The organism is Enterobacter genomosp. S (assembly GCF_001631805.1).
GTDB lineage: Bacteria > Pseudomonadota > Gammaproteobacteria > Enterobacterales > Enterobacteriaceae > Enterobacter > Enterobacter quasihormaechei.
This window is the reverse complement of record NZ_LVVA01000023.1, coordinates 198914-216843: the sequence shown is the minus strand read 5'-3', so window position 1 is coordinate 216843 and position 17930 is coordinate 198914. Positions and strand designations below refer to the sequence as shown.

General features: G+C 56.2%; 15 protein-coding genes and 4 tRNA genes. 4 read left to right on the top strand and 15 right to left on the bottom strand.

The features are described 5' to 3' along the window. Nucleotides 1-115: 115 nt before the first annotated feature. From hemC to hemY, 4 genes are read left to right on the top strand one after another with little or no spacing between them, the layout of a single operon-like run. A complete protein-coding gene (gene hemC, locus A3466_RS20835; RefSeq protein WP_063452170.1) occupies nt 116-1057 on the top strand; it encodes a hydroxymethylbilane synthase in 942 nt (313 codons plus the stop codon). Then, nucleotides 1054-1794: a uroporphyrinogen-III synthase gene (hemD, locus tag A3466_RS20830; RefSeq protein ID WP_063452169.1), complete on the top strand. Its 741-nt coding sequence runs from the start codon at nt 1054-1056 to the stop codon at nt 1792-1794. Before hemC ends, hemD begins: the two co-directional genes overlap by 4 nt. Nucleotides 1795-1814: 20 nt before the next feature. Beyond that, nucleotides 1815-3008 carry a uroporphyrinogen-III C-methyltransferase gene (hemX, locus tag A3466_RS20825; protein WP_063452168.1) on the top strand — a complete coding sequence of 398 codons (1194 nt, stop codon included), beginning with the start codon at nt 1815-1817 and terminating at the stop codon, nt 3006-3008. A gap of 2 nt (nt 3009-3010) precedes the next feature. Then, complete coding sequence (gene hemY, locus A3466_RS20820) at nt 3011-4210, top strand: protoheme IX biogenesis protein HemY (protein WP_063452167.1); 1200 nt, start codon at nt 3011-3013, stop codon at nt 4208-4210. A gap of 538 nt (nt 4211-4748) precedes the next feature. Here the strand turns inward: hemY and A3466_RS20815 are convergent. The 15 genes from A3466_RS20815 to wecA all read right to left on the bottom strand — a co-directional run bounded on the left by A3466_RS20815 (nt 4749) and on the right by wecA (nt 17732). Further along, nucleotides 4749-4825, bottom strand: a tRNA-Pro gene (locus A3466_RS20815). A 44-nt stretch (nt 4826-4869) separates the two neighbouring features. Further along, nucleotides 4870-4956 (bottom strand) — tRNA-Leu (locus A3466_RS20810). Between the two features lie 21 nt (nt 4957-4977). After that, nucleotides 4978-5053: transfer RNA gene (locus A3466_RS20805), tRNA-His, on the bottom strand. Nucleotides 5054-5120: 67 nt separating this feature from the next. Continuing rightward, nucleotides 5121-5197: transfer RNA gene (locus A3466_RS20800), tRNA-Arg, on the bottom strand. Between the two features lie 102 nt (nt 5198-5299). After that, a complete protein-coding gene (thrP, locus tag A3466_RS20795; protein WP_063452166.1) occupies nt 5300-6685 on the bottom strand; it encodes a bifunctional threonine/serine APC transporter ThrP in 1386 nt (461 codons plus the stop codon). A 198-nt stretch (nt 6686-6883) separates the two neighbouring features. After that, on the bottom strand, nt 6884-7624 hold the full coding sequence (gene wecG, locus A3466_RS20790) for a lipopolysaccharide N-acetylmannosaminouronosyltransferase (protein WP_063452165.1): 741 nt from the start codon (nt 7622-7624) through the stop codon (nt 6884-6886). A 12-nt stretch (nt 7625-7636) separates the two neighbouring features. Continuing rightward, entirely contained in the window at nt 7637-8989 is a 1353-nt protein-coding gene (gene wzyE, locus A3466_RS20785) for an ECA oligosaccharide polymerase (RefSeq protein ID WP_063452164.1), read from the bottom strand. Continuing rightward, complete coding sequence (locus A3466_RS20780; protein ID WP_063452163.1) at nt 8986-10065, bottom strand: TDP-N-acetylfucosamine:lipid II N-acetylfucosaminyltransferase; 1080 nt, start codon at nt 10063-10065, stop codon at nt 8986-8988. The genes wzyE and A3466_RS20780 overlap by 4 nt, the downstream gene beginning before the upstream one ends. Then, a complete protein-coding gene (gene wzxE, locus A3466_RS20775) occupies nt 10062-11312 on the bottom strand; it encodes a lipid III flippase WzxE (RefSeq protein WP_063452162.1) in 1251 nt (416 codons plus the stop codon). Before wzxE ends, A3466_RS20780 begins: the two co-directional genes overlap by 4 nt. 1 nt (nt 11313) lies before the next feature. Further along, entirely contained in the window at nt 11314-12444 is a 1131-nt protein-coding gene (gene rffA, locus A3466_RS20770) for a dTDP-4-amino-4,6-dideoxygalactose transaminase (protein ID WP_063452161.1), read from the bottom strand. Between the two features lie 4 nt (nt 12445-12448). Next, nucleotides 12449-13126: a dTDP-4-amino-4,6-dideoxy-D-galactose acyltransferase gene (gene rffC / locus A3466_RS20765; protein WP_063452160.1), complete on the bottom strand. Its 678-nt coding sequence runs from the start codon at nt 13124-13126 to the stop codon at nt 12449-12451. Further along, nucleotides 13123-14385, bottom strand: coding sequence for a UDP-N-acetyl-D-mannosamine dehydrogenase (gene wecC, locus A3466_RS20760; protein ID WP_063452159.1), 1263 nt, complete (start codon nt 14383-14385; stop codon nt 13123-13125). Before wecC ends, rffC begins: the two co-directional genes overlap by 4 nt. After that, nucleotides 14382-15512, bottom strand: a complete 1131-nt coding sequence (gene wecB, locus A3466_RS20755) for a non-hydrolyzing UDP-N-acetylglucosamine 2-epimerase (RefSeq protein WP_063452158.1) — start codon at nt 15510-15512, stop codon at nt 14382-14384. The genes wecC and wecB overlap by 4 nt, the downstream gene beginning before the upstream one ends. Nucleotides 15513-15568: 56 nt before the next feature. After that, on the bottom strand, nt 15569-16615 hold the full coding sequence (gene wzzE / locus A3466_RS20750; RefSeq protein ID WP_063452157.1) for an ECA polysaccharide chain length modulation protein: 1047 nt from the start codon (nt 16613-16615) through the stop codon (nt 15569-15571). 13 nt (nt 16616-16628) lie between these two features. Then, nucleotides 16629-17732, bottom strand: coding sequence for a UDP-N-acetylglucosamine--undecaprenyl-phosphate N-acetylglucosaminephosphotransferase (gene wecA, locus A3466_RS20745; RefSeq protein WP_001050933.1), 1104 nt, complete (start codon nt 17730-17732; stop codon nt 16629-16631). Nucleotides 17733-17930: the final 198 nt, after the last annotated feature.

The window sequence follows — 17930 nt, the reverse complement described above, 5'->3', positions numbered from 1 at the left end:
GCGTTGGCTGACGCGTACGCCGCCCTGTCCCTCTCGCGCTTCATCAACCGTAAAACTGCCATCCGAGTGTCAACAATGTTAGGATGGTTAGCGATTGATAATGACGGTAACAAGCATGTTAGACAATGTTTTGAGAATTGCCACACGCCAAAGTCCCCTTGCGCTCTGGCAGGCACATTATGTTAAGCAGCGCCTGGGAGCCTGCCACACCGGATTACGCGTTGAGCTGGTGCCAATGGTCACGCGCGGTGACGTAATCCTCGATACGCCCCTGGCGAAAGTGGGCGGCAAGGGCCTGTTTGTCAAAGAGCTGGAACTGGCATTGCTTGAGAACCGCGCCGATATCGCCGTGCATTCGATGAAAGACGTGCCCGTTGAGTTCCCCGAAGAGCTGGGGCTGGTGACCATCTGCGAGCGCGAGGATCCGCGCGATGCGTTTGTCTCTAACCGCTATGCGTCGCTCGACGCGTTGCCAGAGGGCAGCGTGGTCGGCACGTCAAGTTTACGCCGCCAGTGTCAGCTGGCGGAGCGTCGCCCGGATCTGGTGATTCGTTCGCTGCGCGGTAACGTCGGCACGCGCCTTAGCAAGTTGGATAACGGCGACTACGATGCCATTATTCTTGCGGTTGCGGGCCTGAAACGCCTGGGGCTGGAGGAACGCATTCGCGTGGCGTTGCCGCCGGAGCTGTCGCTGCCCGCCGTCGGTCAGGGTGCAGTCGGCATTGAATGCCGTCTGGATGATGCGCGCACCCAGGCCCTGCTCGCGCCGCTGAATCATGACGACACCGCCATTCGCGTAAAAGCCGAGCGTGCGATGAATACTCGTCTCGAAGGCGGCTGTCAGGTGCCCATTGGCAGCTATGCTGAATTAACCGACGGTGAACTGTGGTTGCGTGCGCTGGTCGGCGCGCCGGATGGCTCGCAGATGGTTCGCGGTGAACGTCGCGGCAGGCCGCAGGATGCCGAAGCGCTTGGCGTATCGCTGGCGGAAGAGCTGCTGAATAACGGCGCGCGTGAAATTCTGGCCGAGGTCTATAACGGAGAACCCCCTGCATGAGTATTCTTGTCACCCGCCCTTCTCCCGCAGGAGAGCAGTTAGTGAGCCGTCTGCGCGCACTGGGGCAGGTGGCCTGGAGTTTTCCGCTGATTGAATTCTCCCCCGGTCGCGAGCTGTCTACGCTCGCTGACCAGATGCGTGCCTTGCAGGAAGGCGATCTGCTCTTTGCCCTGTCGCAGCATGCCGTTGAGTTTGCCCATGCGCAGCTGCAACAGCAGGGGGTTAGCTGGCCCCGCACACCCCGCTATTTTGCCATCGGGCGCACCACCGCGCTGGCCTTACACACCGCCAGCGGAATTGACGTTCGTTACCCGTTAGATCGGGAAATCAGCGAAGTCTTGCTACAATTACCTGAATTACAAACCATTGCCGGAAAGCGTGCGCTCATTTTGCGCGGCAACGGTGGCCGCGAACTGCTGGGTGAAACGTTGCGGAAACGCGGTGCAGACGTGACGTTTGTGGAGTGCTATCAGCGCTGTGTGAAACATTACGATGGCGCGGAAGAAGCAATGCGCTGGCACGCGCGCGGCATTAATACGCTGGTGGTCACCAGCGGTGAAATGTTACAACAGCTTTGGTCGCTGATCCCGCTTTGGTATCGCGAAAACTGGTTACTCCGCTGTCGGCTTCTGGTCGTCAGCGAGCGTCTGGCGAACCATGCCCGGGAACTGGGCTGGCAGGATATTCGGATCGCTGATAACGCCGACAACGATGCGCTGCTGCGCGCATTACAATAACTCTCAAATGGGAAGCCATAATGACGGAACACGAAAAATCCTCCGCCGTGGTTGAAGAGACCAGGGAGACTGTGGACACCACGTCACAGCCAGAGACGACAGACAAAACCGTTGAGAAGAAAAACGGCAGCAACAAAACCAGCCTTACGCTGAGCGTGATTGCCATCGCGATTGCGCTGGCCGCAGGCGTGGGACTTTACGGGCTGGTGAAGAAACAGGGCACCAACCAGACGGCTACCCACGACGCGCTGGTTAACCAAATCACCGCCCTGCAAAAAGCGCAGGAGACGCAAAAAGCCGAGCTGGAAGGCGTGATTAAGCAGCAGGCTGCCGCCCTCGCCGACGCGAACAGCAAGCGTGAAGCGTTGACCAAACAGCTGAGCGAAGTGCAGGAAAAAGTCGCCACGATTTCCGGGACCGATGCCAAAACCTGGCTGCTTTCACAGGCCGATTTTCTGGTGAAGCTGGCCGGACGTAAGCTCTGGAGCGATCAGGATGTCACCACCGCCGCCGCGCTGCTGAAAAGCGCCGACGCAAGCCTGGCCGACATGAACGATCCGAGCCTGATCGGCGCACGCCGCGCCATTACGGAAGATATCGCCAGCCTGTCTGCGGTTTCTCAGGTCGATTACGACGGTATCATTCTTAAGGTGAATCAGCTTTCGAACCAGATTGATAACCTTCAGCTGGCCGACAACAACGACGACGACTCTCCAATGGATTCCGACGGCACCGAGCTGTCCAGCTCCCTGAGCGAGTGGCGTATCAACCTGCAAAAGAGCTGGCAGAACTTTATGGACAGCTTCATTACCGTTCGCCGCCGCGATGAAACTGCCGTGCCGCTGCTGGCACCGAACCAGGACGTCTATCTGCGCGAAAACATTCGCTCCCGCCTGCTGGTGGCTGCTCAGGCCGTACCGCGTCATCAGGAAGAGACCTACAAACAGGCTCTGGATAACGTATCCACCTGGGTCCGCGCTTACTACGATACCAATGACGCAACCACGACCGCGTTCCTTGAGGATATCGACAAGCTGAGCCAGCAAAACATCACCATGAACGTGCCGGACAAACTGGAAAGCCAGCCGATTCTGGAGAAGATCATGCAGACGCGCGTGCGTAACCTGCTGGCCCAACCAGGCGTTCCGGCAGAGCGCCCGGCTGAAGCACCTGCCGCAGCGCCAGCGCCTGAACGCGCGCCGCAAGGAGAGTAATGATGCTAAAAGTCTTCTTACTCTTCATCCTGCTGATCGCCGGGATTGTGCTGGGGCCGATGCTCGCGGGTCATCAGGGTTACGTACTGATCCAGACCGATAACTACAACATCGAAACCAGCGTGACCGGACTGGTGATTATCCTGATCCTGGGTGTGGTCGTTCTGCTGGCCGTGGAGTGGATCCTGCGTCGTATTTTCCGTACCGGCGCGCATACCCGCGGCTGGTTCGTTGGCCGTAAACGCCGTCGCGCCCGTAAGCAGACCGAGCAGGCGCTGCTGAAGCTGGCTGAAGGCGATTATCAGCAGGTTGAAAAGCTGATGTCGAAAAATGCCGACCATGCAGAACAGCCGGTCGTGAACTATCTGCTGGCCGCTGAGGCGGCACAGCAGCGAGGCGATGAGGCCCGCGCCAATCAGCATCTTGAACGCGCCTCTGAGCTGTCTACTAAGGATCCGATTCCGGTTGAGATCACCCGCGTTCGTCTGCAACTGGCACGGAATGAAAACCATGCGGCACGCCACGGCGTTGACCGCCTGCTGGAAATTACGCCTCGTCATCCGGAAGTGCTGCGACTTGCTGAACAGGCATACATCCGGACCGGTGCGTGGGGATCGCTGCTGGACATTATCCCTTCCATGGCGAAAGCCGACGTGGGCGATGATGAACACCGTGATGAACTTCAGCGTCTGGCGTGGATTGGCCTGATGGATCAGGCGCGTGCCGATCTTGGCAGCGACGGACTGAAGGCCTGGTGGAAAAACCAGAGCCGTAAAACGCGCCAGCAGGTCCCTCTCCAGGTGGCGATGGCCGAACATCTGATTGAGTGTGACGACCATGACACCGCGCAGGAGATCCTCCTCGACGGTCTCAAGCGGCAGTATGATGACCGCCTGGTAATGGTGATCCCGCGCCTGAAGACCAATAATCCTGAGCAGATCGAAAAAGTATTGCGCCAGCAGATCAAAACCGTCGGCGATCGTCCGCTGCTGTGGAGTACGCTGGGCCAGTCACTGATGAAGCACGGCGAGTGGCAGGAGGCGAGCCTCGCCTTCCGCGCGGCGCTAAAGCAACGCCCGGACGCATTTGACTACGCCTGGCTTGCTGATTCGCTGGACAAGCAGCACAAGCCGGAAGAGGCCGCAGCCATGCGACGTGATGGACTACTGCTGACGCTACAGAACAACGGAACGCAGCAGTAATTCACAAGGAGGCCAGATGGCCTCCTTTTTTTAGACATAAAAAAACGCCTGCTATAAAAGCAGGCGCTAAAACAGGTCTGTAAGACAACATATGTGGTGCTTCACTCAACGTTGTGTCCATGGTGTTTGATGAGGCCGAAGCGACATCTGTCAGTGGACGATAAGCACCGTAAACGGCTCTGCGTCATTCCTGAGTTTATGAGGCCCTGAGGCGAGCATAAGAGATGGAATGAGCATCTACCCCTGTATTATTGCATGTATTGTGCCAGGTTTACACACAGAACTTTTACATCACGCAACATTTTAAGATAAAAGGAAATTATGCTGTTAAGAACCACCTTACGCCGTACAACATCGCGTTAAGGGCGATGATCTGTCGTCAGCAGGAGACGGTTAAAGTGATAAAATAATAATTTATTTAATATCAATTAGTTATGTGTCGCCGAATCGCGACAAGGATGCAGGGTGTTGTCGGGGGATGACTACAGGATGAAAAAACGCAGAAAACAAAAAACCCCGCCTAAGCGGGGTTCAAAATTGGTCGGCGAGAGAGGATTCGAACCTCCGACCCACTGGTCCCAAACCAGTTGCGCTACCAAGCTGCGCTACTCGCCGATGTACTGCTTTTTTGAATTTTTAGTTCAATTCATTAAAAGTCGTGGTGCGAGGGGGGGGACTTGAACCCCCACGTCCGTAAGAACACTAACACCTGAAGCTAGCGCGTCTACCAATTCCGCCACCTTCGCAATTCACAACTCTTTCAATAATGGGGTGGCTAATGGGATTCGAACCCACGACAACTGGAATCACAATCCAGGGCTCTACCAACTGAGCTATAGCCACCACTGTATTCTTTCACGCGGTTCTGACTACTTCTCAGACCACCGCAGCTCTAGCGCCGGGACTAAAATGGCGCGCCCGACAGGATTCGAACCTGAGACCTCTGCCTCCGGAGGGCAGCGCTCTATCCAGCTGAGCTACGGGCGCTTAGCGCCGTTGCGGGGCTGGATATTACGTACCTCCGTCCCCGCTGTCTAGTGCTTTTTTGAAAAAAATGCGCGTTTGGTTATGGTTTGCACATTTTGCCGCTTATTCCTCCACTTTATGGGCGGAGCCGCGGCGACCCAGGCCAAAAAGCTTATAGGCAGCCGTCACGGCGGCCAGGAAGATCATCCCGACAAACAGCGACATGCGGGTATCTTCATTAAAGTACATTCCAATTAATACGCAAATCAGGAACGCCATCGTCAAATAGTTTGCATACGGGAACAAAATGGAGCGGAACGGATGGCTGGCAATCGCCTGCCTGTGCGCCTGACGAAAACGCAGCTGGCTGATCAGAATCACAAACCACGGCACCATCCCCGGCAGCACGCTGGCGCTGTAGACGTAAACGAACACGCGCTGCGGATTGGGGATGATGTAGTTCAGGCAAGAGCCGATCAGCAGAATGACAATTGATACCGCCACGCCCGCCACGGGGACACCCACGCGGGAGACTTTGCCCATCACTGCCGGCAGCTGTTTGTTTTGCGAAAGCGCGTAAAGCATGCGTCCGCAGCTGTACATCCCACTGTTACAGCCGGAAAGCGCCGCCGTCAGCACCACAAAGTTGATAATCGCGGCCGCCGCCGTGATGCCAATCTTTGCAAAGGTTAAGACAAATGGGCTGCCGGTCGTGCCAATTTCGTTCCACGGAAAAATGGTCACGATAACGAAGATGGCGCCCACGTAGAAGATCAGGATACGCCACAGCACCTTGCCTACCGCGCTACGCAGCGTCACCTGCGGGTTTTTCGCTTCACCTGCGGTGATCCCGATTAGCTCTACGCCCTGATAGGATGCCACCACGATACAGAGCGCCGTCAGGAAGCCCTTCCAGCCGCCCGCAAAGAAGCCGCCGTGCTCGGTCAGGTTACCAAAACCGATGGCGTGCCCGCCGTTACCGAAGCCAAAGAAGATGACCCCGAGGCCAACGACAATCATCACGATAATGGTGGTGACTTTGATCATCGCAAACCAGAACTCGATTTCGCCGTAAAGACGAACGGCGGCAAGGTTCGCCAGCGCCACCAGCCCTACGGCAATAAGCGCGGGTATCCACTGGGCCATCTCCGGGAACCAAAACTGCACATAGACCCCGATGGCGGTGATCTCCGAAATCCCCACGGCCATCCACATAAACCAGTACGACCAGGCCGTGAGATAGCCAAAGAACGGGCTCATATAACGGTGGGCGTAAACGGCGAAAGAGCCCGTCACCGGCTCCAGGAACAGCATTTCGCCCATTGAGCGCATGATGAAGAAGACGAACAGCCCGGCAATAATATACGCCAGCAGGACGGAAGGCCCCGCCCACTTCAGCGTGCTTGCCGAGCCCATAAACAGGCCAACGCCGATAGTCCCGCCCAGCGCGATCAGTTCAATATGTCGAGCTTCCAGCCCACGCTGAAGCTCCGGTTTTTTCTCTGCCATAATTCCTCGGTTGTGTTTGCTGTTTCCCGACTTGTTGCCGGTTATTATTTTTGAGGGGTACTGAAATACGGAGCGAATGGTTTCTTAAATTCTGGCAAATGGCAAACAATGCATTAAAAAAATGAATGCATTGCACATAAACTCAGCAGTTTTGCGGGGGGCATTGCAGCGCGAACGGTAGATCGCGCTGCATTTTAATTACATTTTTCCGGTGTAGTGCCAGGCGAGGTAGCGCAGGAGGCGAATCTGTCGTTTGATGCGCGTTGGTTGGGAAAGCAGGCGGTACAGCCACTCCAGCCCCAGGTTTTGCCAGACTTTCGGCGCACGCTTAACGTGGCCGGTAAAGACGTCGTAGGTGCCGCCAACGCCCATATAGAGCGCATCCGGGCTGACCAGACGGCAATCGCGCATCAGTATTTCCTGGCGCGGCGACCCCATGGCAACGGTGACAATTTTCGCCCCGCTGTCGCGCACGCGCTGATATAACGCCTGGCGATCTTCTGGCCTGAAGTAGCCATCCTGACTGCCCACGATGTTAACATTCCACTGGCTACGCAGCTTTCGTTCGGTCTGTGCCAATACCTCGGGCTTGCCGCCAATCAGAAATACCGGCGTGCCTTCAGCGCCTGCGCGCTCCATAAGACGCTCCCAAAGATCGGCTCCCGCCACGCGAGACACATTAGCGTCAGGAAACTTTTTCCGGATCGAACGCACTACGCTAATGCCGTCTGCGTATTTAAACTCCGCGGCTTCGATCAGGCTTTTCACTTCCGCGTTATCTTCAACCGCCAGCATTTTTTCTGCGTTGATGGCCACCAGCGTGCCCGACTTCATCTGCCCGTCCGCAAACAGAAAATCCAGCGCGTGCTGCATGTCACGCCAGCCAATTAGCTGTAGCCCACGCAGCGCATAACGCGGGGCTGAAGTTTTATCCGTCATGATAATCCCTACTCAGACTTGCGACAGCGTTGTGCTGCCCTGTGGCTCACGTCTGTGCACAAGACCTGCACTGTCAAACAACCAGTACAGGAGTTTTGCCAGCAGCAGACAGACGCCGAAAACAACCATAAAGAACACCACGCGCGAGACGAACGAATCCAGCCCCTCGCGTGCCAGAACGATCATATTGAAAATGGCACCGAAACAGAAACTGTGCAAAACAGCGGCTTTGTAGCGGTTGGTCTCTTCGTTACCCAATGTGTACAGCCAGTCGAACCATTTTATTATCAGTCCGACCGCGATCGCGCCGGGCAGGATAAACCACGTTCCGCCCATCACCACCAGCGAGCCAATCAGGGTGGGGGAAATCGCCAGGCCAGAGTGATTATTCAGCACTTCCCAGGTGAAGTAGTTCGCCGTGTTCAGGACAATGCCGGGACGGTCAGGCCACAGCCACGTCGGAATAAAGACATAGAAATCGCGAACAATCGGCGCCAGCCCCTGGAATTCGATCTTGTCGTAGTTTTGCAGCAGCAATGCCAGGTTTTCCCACGGCGAGAAAGTATCGCGCGTCAGATACAGGAAGGTATAAAACGCTTCGTCACCGGCTACGTTCAGCCCGTAGCGCTTCAGCGCCAGCCAGAACATCCCCACAATGCCAAAGACGCCTGCCGCCGCCAGCATCCACAGGGAGATCCAGCCGCGAATAATGCCGATAAACAGGAAAATCGCGAAGGCGATAATAATGTTGGCGCGGGTACCGCCGACGATCATGTAGGTCAGAATGCCAAACGCGACGGTGCTGACCAGGAAGAACAGCCAGGCTTTGCTGTCCTGGCGAAGGAAAAAGACCACCAGCATCGCCGGGATGAAGAAATAGAAGAAACGCTTGAGCGCGACGCCGGAGACTTCGGCGGAAAAAATCTGGCTATAGGACTGCAACTTAAACAGTAAAAAACCGTTATGCATGAAGAAAATCGCCACACTGACCAGGGCGATGGACATCAGCATGACCCACGTCAGATGGGTTTCTACCCGGTTCATGGTAAACAGTGGGCGACGGGGCGCGGTGTCTTTCGCCGCGCGCAGGCGCGTTTTATAGGTGACGTAATACACCGCGTAGAAGCAGGTCGCAGAGAGCAGCGCCTCCAACAAGATTTCCGGCGGAGCGACGCCCACATCAAAGCGGAACACGAGGATGCTGGTCAGCGGAAAACCAAAGAAAAAGGTCAGCAAAAACAGCAGCGAGAAGAATACATTGAAGTTAAAACGTACGCGCCGGAACTCAAACCAGGTGAGCGTGGCGATAAACAGCGTGCTCAGCAGCCAGACCACCAGCAGGCCGCTAAACTGCAACTGGCTCATGCGTTGTCTCCTGAAGCAATACGCAGCGCGCGGTGCCACGGCGTGAGGTAGTTTGGGCTGAAAAAGTCGATGCTATTTTTATCCACCAGCGCGAGCTGGCGCTGCGCTTCCCGTACCACCCCGACATTAAGCGTGTCAGAGGTAAACAGCACCGGAATGTGCTGCTCCGCCATGTCCTGCCAGAACGGGTTTTCACGGTTGAGCACGCACGGTACTCCCGCCTGAATCAGCAGACACAGCGTGCCAATCCCCTGCTGACGGGCAAAGATGAAATAGCCCAGATCGCATTTTCGCAGCAGCGCGAGATAGTCATCAAATTCCAGCTTATCCCTGAGAATGTGCAGATTTTCCGCGCTAAACAGCGTAAGCCCCTGCTGGCGGACCTCGTCAATGTAGGCGTCGTTATTGGCGGGATAGCCCATCGGCACCACCACGTTCACCGTGTCGCCAAACTGCTCATGCACTGCCCGGAGCGCCGCGACATGCTCGTTGCTGCTATCGCCGGAATTCCCCACCAGGATGGTCAGCTTGCCCTCACGAACCGCGTCATTCGCCATTGAGTTCAGCGCCGGATCCATGCGGGTCGGGAAATAGAGCAGCTCGCCGCGAACCTTCGGATGCTGTTTAGCAAAATAGGTGAGATCGCCGCGGGTGGCAAAAACGCAGCCCACGCGCGCCTGCGCCAGACGCCGCAGCGGGTAGAACAGGCGAAATTTCCAGCCGTGGGAGACTTCATAGAGATCCGCTCCCCAGATATGCCAGCTGAACTGGGAGGGTTTGATCCCGCCGCTCAACAGCGCCAGCCACAGGCCGGTATTGAACTGTCCGTGGAAGAAGAAACGCTGGCTTCGATCCGCTTTGGCTTTCGCGACAACGGCTTTGGTCAGGGCCGCTTTGTCAGGCCAGAAAGTCATGTTCAGTGCCGGACAGGCCGCGCTCAGGCCATTCTCTTTTCCTACAACCATAAACTCGCGCGCGTCGGGCGTGCCAGATGCCAGCTCATCGTTGAAAAACCTCAGAACGGTCTGGTTATGATGCGGGATGTCCGATCCCAGAATGTGTATCAGTGCAGTCATGCGCGTTTACGCCAAAGTAAAAATACGCCGCAACAGGCAGCGAAATAAACGATATAGGTTGCCATATAGGCCTGAGCCGCCCCCAGCGCACCGTGGGTTGGGATCAGCCAGTGAGAAAATGCGGTCAACAGCGCAAACTGGCTAATCTCTGCCAGGATATACAGCCGCAGCGAGGCCTTCGCAATCACCAGATAGCCGAAAACGTATGCCCCCACTTTCAGCACATCGCCGACCAGCTGCCAGGCAAACAGATCGCGCATGGCGGTAAACTTCGCCGAAAACAGTAGCCAGATGGCGAAGTCACGCAGCAACCAGACGGTAAAGCTGGCGACCGCAACAGCCGGCAACACAAAACGCAGGGAGCGAAAAATCTCGCGGGTAATATCCTGCCTGGACGTCAGGCGCGATAAGGTTGGCAGCAAATAGACGCTAAAGGAAGCCGTAATAAATTGGAGGTAGGCATCGGAAATGCTGCTCACGCCCTGCCAAATTCCCACTTCTTCCCAGCTGTAATGCGCCGCCAGCAGGTTTCGCATCATCACGTAGGCTACCGGAATGGTGACGGAAGTGATGAGGGCCATCAGCGTAAATTTCGCCAGCTGGCCTGCCAGTAACTTGTCCCACTGCGGTTTCAGGTAACTCAGCGGGATATCGCCTCTGCGCATCAGCATAAACGCCGCCGGGATGACAACCAGGGCAGGCACCAGCGCCAGCCCCAGCAGTGCGCCTTCATAGCCGCCCAGCCGGTAGCAAAAGTAGTAGGCGATGACGCCGATGACGCTGCCGAAGATCAGCGCCAGTGCATTCCCGGCGGCATCACGGAAACCTTTCATCAGCGCCAGCAGCAGGTTCGCCCAGGCGATGCCCATCTGAACCAGCGCCACCAGGCGTACCAGCCCCTGATAGTGCGTATGTCCGAATAGCCCCTGGCTGATGGGGGCCGCCGCCAGCAAAAAGACGACGGCCAGCAGCGTAGAGAAGCCCAGCACCATTGCAGATGAGGTCCCCACCACCGTGCGGAGCTTTCCGGCATCGTCATGATGCTGCGCTACGTATTTGGTGACGCCGTTGAATATCCCGGCCCCCGCCAGCACGCCAAGCACCGTGACCAGCTGGCGGAAATTCCCGGCCAGCCCAACGCCTGACGGACCAAATGAGACGGCCAGCAGCTTGACGACCAGCAACCCGGCGCCAATTTTTACAAGCGTGGACGCTGCCGTCCACACCGACGCTTTTGCCAGAGACATATCAGGCGAAATAACTCAGAAGCGAATTGATCACCGTCCGCTGGTTCACCGGCGCAAGGTTGTAGAACAGGGGCAGACGGAGCAGACGTTCGCTCTCTTTGGTGGTGTAGCGGTCTTCACCGGCAAACGCGCCGAAGGCTTCTCCCGCCGGGCTGGAGTGCAGCGGAATATAGTGGAATACCGCCATAATTTCCGCTTCTTTCAGCCAGGCAATCAGCTTACTGCGATCGTCGTTATCGCGCAGCTTGATGTAGAACATGTGGGCGTTGTGGACGCAGTCGGCCGGTACGGTCGGCAGCTCAATACGCCCTGCCTTAGCCAGCGGCGCCAGCGCGTCGTAGTAGGTTTGCCACAGGGAGAGGCGGTGCAGATTGATTCGCTCTGCCGCTTCCAGCTGCGCCCAGAGGTAGGCGGCCTGCAAATCCGCCATAAGGTAGCTTGAGCCGATATCGCGCCAGGTGTACTTATCCACCTGGCCGCGGAAGAACTGGCTGCGGTTGGTCCCTTTCTCACGGATCACTTCCGCACGCTCTACCAGAGCGCGATCGTTAATCAGCGTCGCGCCGCCCTCACCACCTGCGGTGTAGTTTTTGGTTTCGTGGAAGCTAAAGCAGCCGATATGACCGATGGTACCCAGCGCGCGTCCTTTGTAGGTGGACATCACCCCCTGCGCGGCGTCTTCCACCACAAACAGGTTATGCTTTTTGGCGATAGCCATGATGGTGTCCATTTCGCAGGCCACGCCCGCATAGTGAACCGGCACGATCGCCCGCGTTTTGTCGGTGATCGCCGCTTCAATCAACGTTTCGTCAATGTTCATGGTATCCGGGCGGATATCCACAAACACGATTTTCGCCCCGCGCAGGACAAAGGCGTTCGCCGTGGAGACGAAGGTGTAGCTCGGCATGATCACCTCATCGCCGGGCTGGATATCCAGCAGCAGCGCCGCCATCTCGAGCGATGCGGTACAGGACGGCGTCAGCAGAACTTTGGCACTGTGGAAACGTTGCTCCATCCACTGCTGGCAGCGACGGGTAAACCCGCCGTCGCCACAGAGCTTGCCGCTGCCCATAGCAGACTGCATATAATCAAGTTCAGTGCCCACGACGGGAGGCGCGTTAAATGGAATCATCTTGTCACCTGTATAACCAGTAGGCGGTGGCGTCGATGCTGGCACCACTCGCAATATAACGTTTAAGCGCAGCGGTGTTGCCCATCTGGGTCGCGATCCGCAGCGTTGATACCTGCTGTTGCTCCGCCCAGTGCAGCGCTGCCTGCATGAGTTTTTCGCCCATGCCGCGTCCGGCTAATAAACCGATGCGCGCCTCGTGCTCGTTGAGCCTGCGAAGCGAAACAAAACCTTCAATCGGACCTTCCGACGCACGAAACACCAGACAGACGTGGTCAAACGTGCCCTTTACCGCATTCTCAATCCACTGGGCATAAAAGCGGCCGCTGTCATCGGGCGCATACCAGGGTGCCCGGAAACGGCTCTGAGCGAATGCCAGCGCCGCCATGTTGCGCAGCGCAGGAATATCCTGCTCTGATGCAATTTCCGCGCCCGGTGAGTCGTGGCGGGCCACGGTAATAGAGAGGTCAACCTCACCCTCAACCAGCCGGAATCCGTGCTGCTGGAGCGCGTCCAGCATATCGGCCCGGTCTGCCGGGATCTTAGCCTGCACGCGCGGCCAGGCGCCGAAGTCGGCTTTCCGCAACGCAGGGGCATTTTCGCGCAGACGCACTATCGCTGAGGGACGTGCAAAGAATGTGCTTTCCCACTCAAGGGGCTCCAGCACGCCGTTGAGGATACTCAACGCCACACGCCTTTAGTATCAACAACATACTGCTGACGTACGGCATCAGCGGAGACCGCTTTAAACGCATTGTGATCCACCAGCAGTACCAGCACATCCGCCGTCGCCAGCGCGTCATCCAGTGCGGTAAGGGTGCAGTGACCGGCAAGCTTTGCCGGCAACGCATGAATATTCGGCTCAACCACCAGCGTTTCACCGCTGTGCCAGTCAGCGATCATCCCGGCAATTTCCATCGCCGGGCTTTCGCGCAGATCGTCAATATTCGGTTTGAATGCCAGACCAAAGCAGGCGATTTTAAGCTCACTGGCGCGTTTGCCGCTGTCGGCCAGGCAATCCGCGACCGTGGCTTTCACCTGGTTAATCACCCAGTGCGGTTTGTGGTCGTTCACTTCGCGCGCGGTGCGAATCAGGCGTGCCTGTTGCGGGTTTTGCGCCACGATAAACCACGGATCGACCGCGATACAGTGCCCGCCCACGCCCGGCCCCGGCTGAAGAATGTTCACGCGCGGGTGACGGTTGGCAAGGCGGATCAGTTCCCAGACGTTAATCCCCTGATCGGCGCAAATCAACGACAGTTCATTCGCAAACGCGATGTTGACGTCGCGGAAGCTGTTTTCGGTCAGTTTGCACATTTCGGCGGTGCGGGAGTTGGTCACCACGCATTCGCCTTCAAGGAAAATCTTATATAACTTGCTGGCGCGCGCGGAGCAGACCGGGGTCATGCCGCCAATCACGCGGTCATTTTTAATCAGCTCAACCATTACCTGGCCCGGCAGCACGCGCTCAGGGCAGTAAGCGATATTGATATCAGCCTGGTCGCCCGCCTGCTGCGGGAAGCTGAGATCGGGGCGCGCCTCGGCCAGCCACTGGGCCATCTGCTCGGTGGCTCCAACAGGTGAAGTGGACTCAAGGATAACCAGCGCCCCTTTCTTCAGCACCGGCGCAATGGATTTTGCCGCCGCCTCGACGTAAACCATGTCTGGCTCATGATCGCCTTTAAAAGGGGTTGGTACCGCAATCAGGTACGCGTCGGCTTCTACCGGCGTCGTGCTGGCTCGCAGGAAGCCGCCGTCCACCGCTTTTTTCACCACGCGATCGAGGTCAGGCTCCACGATATGAATTTCGCCACGGTTGATGGTTTCCACCGCGTGCGCGTTGATATCTACGCCAACAACCTGCTTTTGACGGGAGGCAAAGGCCGCCGCAGTAGGCAGTCCGATATAGCCAAGACCAACAACAGAGATGGTAGTAAAACTCATAGCGTTACCCGATTGTGTTTAAGTGCGTGCAAAATACGGCCACAAGCCTGCCCGTCCCCGTACGGGTTATGGGCGCGGCTCATTGCCTGATACTCTTCATCGTCATGCAGTAAGCGCGTGACCTCTTCGACAATACGACGCGGATCCGTTCCGACCAGACGGACGGTCCCGGCAGTTACCGCTTCCGGACGTTCGGTGGTTTCGCGCATCACCAGTACCGGCTTGCCAAGAGAAGGCGCTTCTTCCTGAATGCCGCCAGAATCGGTCAGGATCAGCCAGGCGTGGTTCATCAGCCAGACAAACGGCATATAGTCCTGCGGCTCAATCAGGAGCACGTTTTCCACGTGGCCGAGGATACGGTTGACCGGTTCGCTGACGTTAGGGTTAAGGTGTACCGGATAGACAATCTGCACATCCTCGTTCTGCGCGGCAATTTCAGCCAGCGCGTGGCAGATTTGCTCAAAGCCACGGCCAAAACTTTCGCGACGGTGGCCCGTCACCAGGATCGTTTTCTTGCCGTTATTCAGGAACGGATAGCGCGCAGCGAGTTCTGCCTGAAGTTCGCCGTTAGCCAGTACGCGGTCACGCACCCAAATCAGCGCATCAATAACCGTATTGCCGGTGACGAAAACTTTGCTGTCGCTGATATTTTCTCGCAGCAGGTTCTGACGTGAGTTCTCGGTAGGCGCAAAATGGTACATCGCCAGGTGGCCGGTGAGGGTACGGTTGGCCTCTTCCGGCCAGGGAGAATAGAGATTGCCGGTACGCAGCCCCGCTTCGACATGGCCCACAGGGATACGCTGATAAAACGCGGCCAGGCTGGTCGCCACGGTGGTGGTGGTGTCGCCATGCACCAGGACCACATCAGGCCTGAACGACTCCAGGATAGGCTTTAACTCTTGCAGAATACGGCAGGTAATTTCCGTCAATCCCTGTCCCGGTTTCATTATATTGAGATCGTAATCCGGGACGATAGAAAAGAGGGTTAAGACCTGATCGAGCATCTCACGGTGCTGGGCAGTTACGCACACCTTCGCTTCAATGTCAGGATCTCTGGCCAGCGCATGAACCAGAGGTGCCATCTTGATGGCCTCCGGCCTGGTGCCAAATACGGTTAGTACTTTCACATCGATTCTCTTCGATTAGACGATGAAGGCCGCAGCCTTTATCGTAGACGGCGTTCTTAGGTTGTGCGGCGACGCGATAACGCTACGCCAGCGCCAGTCAGTGCGCCCACAATCCCCCACATGATCATCAGGAAGGCGCGACGCGGACTATCGCGTTTTACAGGCTCTTCAGGCGTTCTCAAATAACGATAGGTCTGAAAACGCGGGTCCAGCGTTGGACCGACGTTGAGCGTATTGAGCATGGCGCGGTTTTGGTCGTAATCAAGGTCAAAGTCAGGGCCAACGGCCTGGATATTTTCCAGACGTGCCTGAAGCATTGGGCGACCCAGGAGGAACATTTCTGAATCCGGGAGCTCGTCAGCCGGAACATCCGTTTCACTACGGGAAATATTGTGCTGTTCAGCAATCTTCAGCGCCTGCTCAATATTATGCACCCGTCGTGCGAAGATGGCCTTTGCGACCTCTTCCTGACGTTTTACCTGTGCCTTCATCTGGATTGTACGTGCCGCCCAGGCACCTTTCAGCTCGTCATTCAGATGGCTCGCCGCGCGCTGGCTGGCAAAAGCAACGTACTGACGCAGCAGGTTATTGGCATCCGGCGCCGTTTCCGCAATCAGCTTCACGCTGTCGCTAACATTACGGAGCACATCGCCAGGCATAAACTGAATGTTATTAATTAAATCATCCAGCAGCGCGGCATCCGCTTTGCTGTTCCCGACCATGCGCTGCTTGTAATAGTCCGTCTGGGACCAGAAATCGCGACGCGTATCCCACGACGCCAGCTGCATCACAAACTCTTTGTAGGATTCATCCATCACCGAGGCCTGATCCGGGGTCGCCAGATTGGCCTTGATATCAAGATTACGCAGGAATTGCTGTTGGGAGTAGTAGCCTCCAAGCATATTCACCGTTGGTCGGTCTGTAATTGCCGTGGCGCTCCACTCTTGTTTTGCAAATAAGGTGTAGGCGAGCGCTAACAGTGCGAACCCCAACGCAATACCCACAATCCACAGTTTGCCTTGCCATAACACTCGAAACAAACCACGAATATCCAGCTCGTTCTCAGTGCCCACTGATTTCGCTCCCGCCAACGGTTGAGTCATCATAGTCCCGGTTTTACTTAGTTAATGTTGTGTTTTTGCCACTGTTCCGACGCATCCTGCGTTTTAAGCGTTTAATAAAACGCGCCACTTTCCATGCACGCTTGATGCAGTAACCGTACATGAAAAATGCTAGCAAGAATAATACCAACATTACCCATTCAGGAATGAAATGTGCGTATTCCGCGGCAACGCCAATCGCAGCCAGAATAGCAGCCGCAAGCGTAATCAGCACAAATGCCTGACGAGACGTGAAGCCAGCGCGCATAATCAGATGATGAATATGCTGGCGATCGGGAGAAAACGGGCTCATCCCTTTACGCAGACGGCGGTACATAATGGCGACCATGTCCATCAGCGGGATAGCGATAATCCACAGAGCCGTTACCGGGCTTATCGGGTGAGTTTTGCCCTGCGTGGTCTCCAGCAGGACCCAGATCACCGTAAAGCCAATCAGGGTACTGCCCGCATCGCCCATAAAGACTTTATAGCGACGCCCCAACACACCCAGGTTCAGGCAGATATAAGGCAGGATGGCGGCTATCATGGCAAAACACCACATTGACAGGCTGTACTGGCCGTCAAACCATAAAATGATGCCGATAGCGCCAAATGAAACAGAGGACAGCCCACCGAGCAGACCGTCTATGCCGTCAACCATGTTAAAGGCGTTGATGGCCGCCCAAACGGCAAACAGCGTCAGGAAGAAGCCGAATGGCCCAAGCACCAGCTCCCAGGGACCGAACACATAGCCCAGACTTCTGAGATAGAGACCGCCCACCACCATCATAATGATGCCGATAGCCGCCTGTACCGTCGCGCGAAACTTCACGCTGATATCAAAACGGTCATCTAGGGCGCCGACCAGTACCAGCACACCGGCACACGCCAGGTAGAGTGCGGCATGGGGGATATAGTAATCCGCGATCCCGAATGTGAAACAGATGCCTGCGTATACCGAAATGCCGCCCACCAGCGGAATAAGCCCCTGATGACGTTTACGGAAGTTCGGTTTGTCCACTAACCCAATTCTTTTTGCTACCTTGCGCGCAATGAACAAAAAACAGGTTGTGAATAAAAAAATACTGATCAGCTCAGTTACTGCAGTGAGTAGATTCACAATGGATTGCTCTCAACAAATGTTAGTCCCGGAAGTATAACCATGAAGCCTCTGCCTCAGAAGGATTAAAGATGGCTTCTCACAACTCCCTTTGTATGTTTTTCAATCAATTATTTCTTTGACTGTGCAAACCTTCTTATTGTCGCACCGACAGGTCAAAATTGGGAGTGTGTGGTAATAGCGTATAGTCCATAAATA

What these genes read in the sequence shown, in the direction of transcription:
- wzxE (WP_063452162.1), bottom strand. Translation starts at nt 11,312, where the DNA reads ATGTCTCTGGCAAAAGCGTCGGTGTGGACGGCAGCGTCCACGCTTGTA.
- hemX (WP_063452168.1), top strand. Translation starts at nt 1,815, where the DNA reads ATGACGGAACACGAAAAATCCTCCGCCGTGGTTGAAGAGACCAGGGAG.
- hemC (WP_063452170.1), top strand. Translation starts at nt 116, where the DNA reads ATGTTAGACAATGTTTTGAGAATTGCCACACGCCAAAGTCCCCTTGCG.
- A3466_RS20780 (WP_063452163.1), bottom strand. Translation starts at nt 10,065, where the DNA reads ATGACTGCACTGATACACATTCTGGGATCGGACATCCCGCATCATAAC.
- hemD (WP_063452169.1), top strand. Translation starts at nt 1,054, where the DNA reads ATGAGTATTCTTGTCACCCGCCCTTCTCCCGCAGGAGAGCAGTTAGTG.
- hemY (WP_063452167.1), top strand. Translation starts at nt 3,011, where the DNA reads ATGCTAAAAGTCTTCTTACTCTTCATCCTGCTGATCGCCGGGATTGTG.
- wecC (WP_063452159.1), bottom strand. Translation starts at nt 14,385, where the DNA reads ATGAGTTTTACTACCATCTCTGTTGTTGGTCTTGGCTATATCGGACTG.
- wzyE (WP_063452164.1), bottom strand. Translation starts at nt 8,989, where the DNA reads ATGAGCCAGTTGCAGTTTAGCGGCCTGCTGGTGGTCTGGCTGCTGAGC.
- wzzE (WP_063452157.1), bottom strand. Translation starts at nt 16,615, where the DNA reads ATGACTCAACCGTTGGCGGGAGCGAAATCAGTGGGCACTGAGAACGAG.
- wecG (WP_063452165.1), bottom strand. Translation starts at nt 7,624, where the DNA reads ATGACGGATAAAACTTCAGCCCCGCGTTATGCGCTGCGTGGGCTACAG.
- thrP (WP_063452166.1), bottom strand. Translation starts at nt 6,685, where the DNA reads ATGGCAGAGAAAAAACCGGAGCTTCAGCGTGGGCTGGAAGCTCGACAT.
- rffA (WP_063452161.1), bottom strand. Translation starts at nt 12,444, where the DNA reads ATGATTCCATTTAACGCGCCTCCCGTCGTGGGCACTGAACTTGATTAT.